Consider the following 4,561-nt stretch of genomic DNA (forward strand, 5'->3'; position numbering starts at 1 on the left):
ATCTATCATTATATTATCATCAATTGTATAATATGTAATAGGTCTTCAGAATGAGGTTTGAGATATGGGAAAATACATTATAGAAAAAACGTTAAATAATAATGTGTTAGTTGCTAACTATTATGATAATGAAGTCATATTAGTAGGTAAGGGGATTAGTTTTGGTAAAAAACAAGGTGAAGAAATTAATACAGATTTAATAGAGAAAGTTTATTTGCTTGAATCTGAAAATGATAAAAATAAATACAAGCAATTATTAGATGGCACAAATGAACAAATCTTTAATATTGTATTAGAAGTAGTAAATGGTATTGATAAACAATTAGGTGGAAGTGTAAGTGAAAAAACTTTAATTTCATTAACAGATCATATCATATTTGCAATCAAACGTATTAAAGAAGGTATACATGTTCATAATCCATTTTTAAAAGAAACAGAACTTCTTTATCCAAGGGAATATCAAATAGCAGAAAAAGCTGTTAAAACGTTGAATGAAAAATTAAATTTGCAATTTATTGAATCAGAAGCTGGCTTCATAGCTTTACATATTCATTCAGCAGAAGTTAATCATTCAATACATGATATTCACAATATAAAAGAAATTATTCAGAAAGCTATAATTATAATAGAAGAAGGCCTTGAAGTTAATGTTAATAAAAATAGTATTAATTATAGCCGGTTTGTAAGGCATCTTCACTTTGCGATACAAAGAGTTTTAGCCGATGAAAGAATACCAGATGCAACTAATATCGAAATGCTATTGAAAGCGCAATATCCAATGTGCTATAATATATCCGTAAAGATAGTGAAGATGATGCAAACACACTTAAAGAAACCAGTTTATCAATCTGAATTGGCATATTTAACAATGCACATCCAACACTTTAATAATAACTTATAAATTGCGTGTTACTGATACGATCAGGCATGAGCAAATAGACTTTACCAATATGGTAAGTTTCTTTGCTCATGACTTTTTTCATGCCGTAATTTATAAAGTTAAACAAATAGGAGGGTATTAAATATGTTTAAGAAATTCTTTGGTCAATTGCAACGTATTGGTAAAGCATTAATGTTACCAGTTGCGATTCTACCAGCAGCGGGTATTTTACTTGCATTCGGGAATGCAATGCAGAATGATCAGTTCGTTGAAATTGCACCTTGGTTAAAAACTGATGCTATAGTTATGGTAGCTTCAGTAATGGAGTCATCCGGTCAAATTATTTTTGATAATTTACCATTACTATTCGCACTCGGTACCGCATTAGGTTTAGCAGGAGGAGATGGCGTAGCAGCATTAGCAGCTCTTGTTGGTTATTTGATTATGAATACTACCATGGGTGTTGTAAAAGGTATCTCAATTGATGAAATCTATAGTTATGCTGAAGGTGCTAAAACTTTAGGGCAAACAGCTAAAGATCCTGCACATGCATTAGTATTAGGTATTCCGACACTTCAAACTGGTGTGTTCGGTGGTATTATAATGGGGGCACTTGCTGCATGGTGCTATAACAAATATTATAATATTAATTTACCACCTTTCTTAGGATTCTTTGCAGGTAAACGATTTGTACCAATTATTACATCAGTTGTTGCAATTGTGGCAGGTATTATTCTTTCATTTGCTTGGCCACCAATACAAGATGGATTAAATAATTTATCTACATTCTTATTGGATAAAAACTTAGCGTTAACTACATTTATCTTTGGTATTATTGAACGTGCTTTAATACCTTTCGGATTGCATCATATATTCTATTCACCATTCTGGTTTGAGTTCGGTAACTATGTTAACTCTGCTGGCGAGTTAGTACGTGGTGACCAAAGAATCTTTATGGCACAAGTTAAAGATGGTGTACCATTTACAGCTGGTGCATTTACAACTGGTAAATATCCATTTATGATGTTCGGTTTACCAGCAGCAGCTTATGCGATTTATCGTCAAGCTCGTCCAGAACGTAAAAAAGTTGTTGGTGGCTTAATGCTATCTGCAGGTTTAACATCATTCTTGACTGGTATTACAGAACCTTTAGAATTCTCATTCTTATTCGTGGCACCAGTACTTTATGGAATTCACGTAATTTTAGCAGGTACATCATTCTTAGTAATGCACTTGTTACATATTCAAATAGGTATGACATTCTCAGGTGGGTTTATAGACTATGTATTATACGGATTATTAAACTGGGATAGAACAAACGCGCTATTAGTTATTCCAGTAGGTATTATATATGCTCTTGTTTATTACTTCTTATTTACATTCGCTATCAAGAAATTTAATTTAAAAACACCTGGTAGAGAAGATAAAGAAACTGAAACACGTAATAGTTCAGTAGCAGAATTACCATTCGATGTTTTAGACGCAATGGGTGGTAAAGAAAACATCAAGCATTTAGATGCTTGTATTACGAGACTTCGTGTAGAAGTATTAAATAAATCAGAAGTTAACAAAAATGAATTAAAAAGTTTAGGTGCTTCTGGCGTACTTGAAGTAGGAAATAATATTCAAGCAATCTTTGGTCCTAAGTCAGATCAAATTAAACATGATATGGCACGTATTATTTCTGGAGAAATTTCTAAACCAACTGAAACAACTGTAACTGAAGATGGTGATGCAGAAAGTGCTGCAATTCTTGCTGAAGGTGGCGCTACAATCTATTCTCCAATTAAAGGTGAAGTGATTAATATTTCTGAAGTACCAGATAAAGTGTTCTCTGAAAAAATGATGGGTGATGGTATTGCAATTATGCCAGAAACTGGAGAAGTAGTTGCTCCATTTGATGGTAAATTGAAAATGACATTCCCTACAAAACATGCAATCGGCTTAGAATCTAATGAAGGTGTTGAATTATTAATTCACTTCGGATTAGAAACAGTTAAGCTTGAAGGTAAAGGTTTTGAAATTTTAGCAGAAGCTGATACTGACATTGTTAAGGGACAAGCTTTAATGAAAGTGGATTTAGACTTCATTAAAGAAAATGCAGATAGTACAGTTACTCCTATTGTTATTACAAACTTAAATGACTCAACTTTAGAAACATTAGTTACTGGTAAAGTTGAACAAGGCGATAAAATTTTAGTCGTTAAATAAGTTTAAATGAATTTTTAAAATGTGATTGGGATATAAGTCCTAACTCAAAATAAATAAGCATATCACGTAACTGATTTTTAAAGTTTACAGTGATATGCTTATTTTTTTTATAAAATTCCACGATTTTGTATGTGCATGCTTGCCTAGGGGTATGGCTCGAGCCTGTAGTCTCTCACGCATACTATTCCCTCGGGCGTCAGCACTTACAAAATCGTTAGCAGTATTTATTTTTTAAATCTTACGATTTTGTATGTGCATGCTTGCCTAGGGGTATGGCTCGAGCCTGTAGTCTCTCACGCATACTATTCCCTCAGGCGTCAGCACTTTACAAAATCGGTAGAAATAACTATTTTTAGATAAAACAAATATAATTATATTATGTAAACTATATTTGTAAGTTTTTAGTTTTTAAAGTAATACGATTAGGGTATAATGGATTATAAACTTTTAGAAGGAGGGCTTTTTTTGGAAAGAGAAACAAAATCCAATAATTCTCATAATAAAATCTCTAGATTTATGAAGTTTTTTGGCGGTAGAGATATATATTTTATTTTAGGATTATTGATCTTGATAGGTTTAACGATATTTATTTTTCAAAACGTATCGTTCATTTTTGAACCTTTAGTAACAATTACAACAACTTTAGTTGGCCCAATTATTGTTGCATTTGTTGCGTTTTATTTATTTAACCCAATTATTAATTTTATGGAAAAATTTAATATCTCAAGATTATGGGGTATTATCATTTTATTACTTGCTATTATAGGAGCGTTAACACTTGTTGTGACTTTATTGATTCCTGTAGTTCAAAATCAAGTTGAAAGTTTTTCGAAAAATTTTCCATCATATGTACAAGAATTTAGTAATAGGATTCAAAAACTTTCTCAAAATTCTTTTGTAGCTGATTATTATGCTCAAGCTCAAACTTGGGTACAACAAAACTTTAGTGATATTCCTAAAAAAATATCTAACTCATTAGGAGATTTTGGTAATAAGTTTCAATCATTTGTATCTACGATTACACATGTAGTTGTGATCATTATTACATTCCCATTTGTCTTGTTCTTCTTACTTAAAGATGGTGGAAAATTTAGAAACTATTTTATTAGTATTATGCCACCAAAATTTAGAAAAGATACACATGATTTAATTGATAAAATGAATGTACAAGTAGGTTCATATATTCAAGGTCAAATGATAGTTGCATTCTGTATTGGTGTATTATTATTTATTGGTTATTCAATCATTGGTCTGGAATATGCTTTAACACTTGCAAGTATTGCTGCTGTTACGAGCGTAGTACCTTATTTAGGACCAATGATTGCCATAAGTCCTGCAATTGTATTAGCAGCTATTGATTCACCATTTATGCTGTTAAAGCTTGCTATAGTATGGGCAGCTGTACAATTTTTAGAAGGTCACTTTATTTCACCAAATATTATGGGTAAAACAATGCAAATTCATCCATTA

At 31.5% G+C, this 4,561-nt stretch carries 3 protein-coding genes; all 3 read left to right on the top strand.

The annotated features are described in order from the left end of the window. The first annotated feature begins 64 nt into the window (after positions 1 to 64). Positions 65 to 901 (top strand): glucose PTS transporter transcription antiterminator GlcT, encoded by an 837-nt coding sequence (gene glcT, locus CD129_RS13070; protein WP_115337483.1) that lies wholly within the window; start codon positions 65 to 67, stop codon positions 899 to 901. A 123-nt stretch (positions 902 to 1,024) separates the two neighbouring features. Further along, positions 1,025 to 3,091 (top strand): glucose-specific PTS transporter subunit IIBC, encoded by a 2,067-nt coding sequence (gene ptsG / locus CD129_RS13075; protein ID WP_107510097.1) that lies wholly within the window; start codon positions 1,025 to 1,027, stop codon positions 3,089 to 3,091. A 432-nt stretch (positions 3,092 to 3,523) separates the two neighbouring features. Next, on the top strand, positions 3,524 to 4,561 hold a 1,038-nt coding region (locus tag CD129_RS13080), incomplete at its 3' end, for an AI-2E family transporter (protein WP_420898917.1).

Origin of the sequence: Mammaliicoccus fleurettii, assembly GCF_003970575.1 — a bacterium.
Lineage (GTDB): Bacteria > Bacillota > Bacilli > Staphylococcales > Staphylococcaceae > Mammaliicoccus > Mammaliicoccus fleurettii.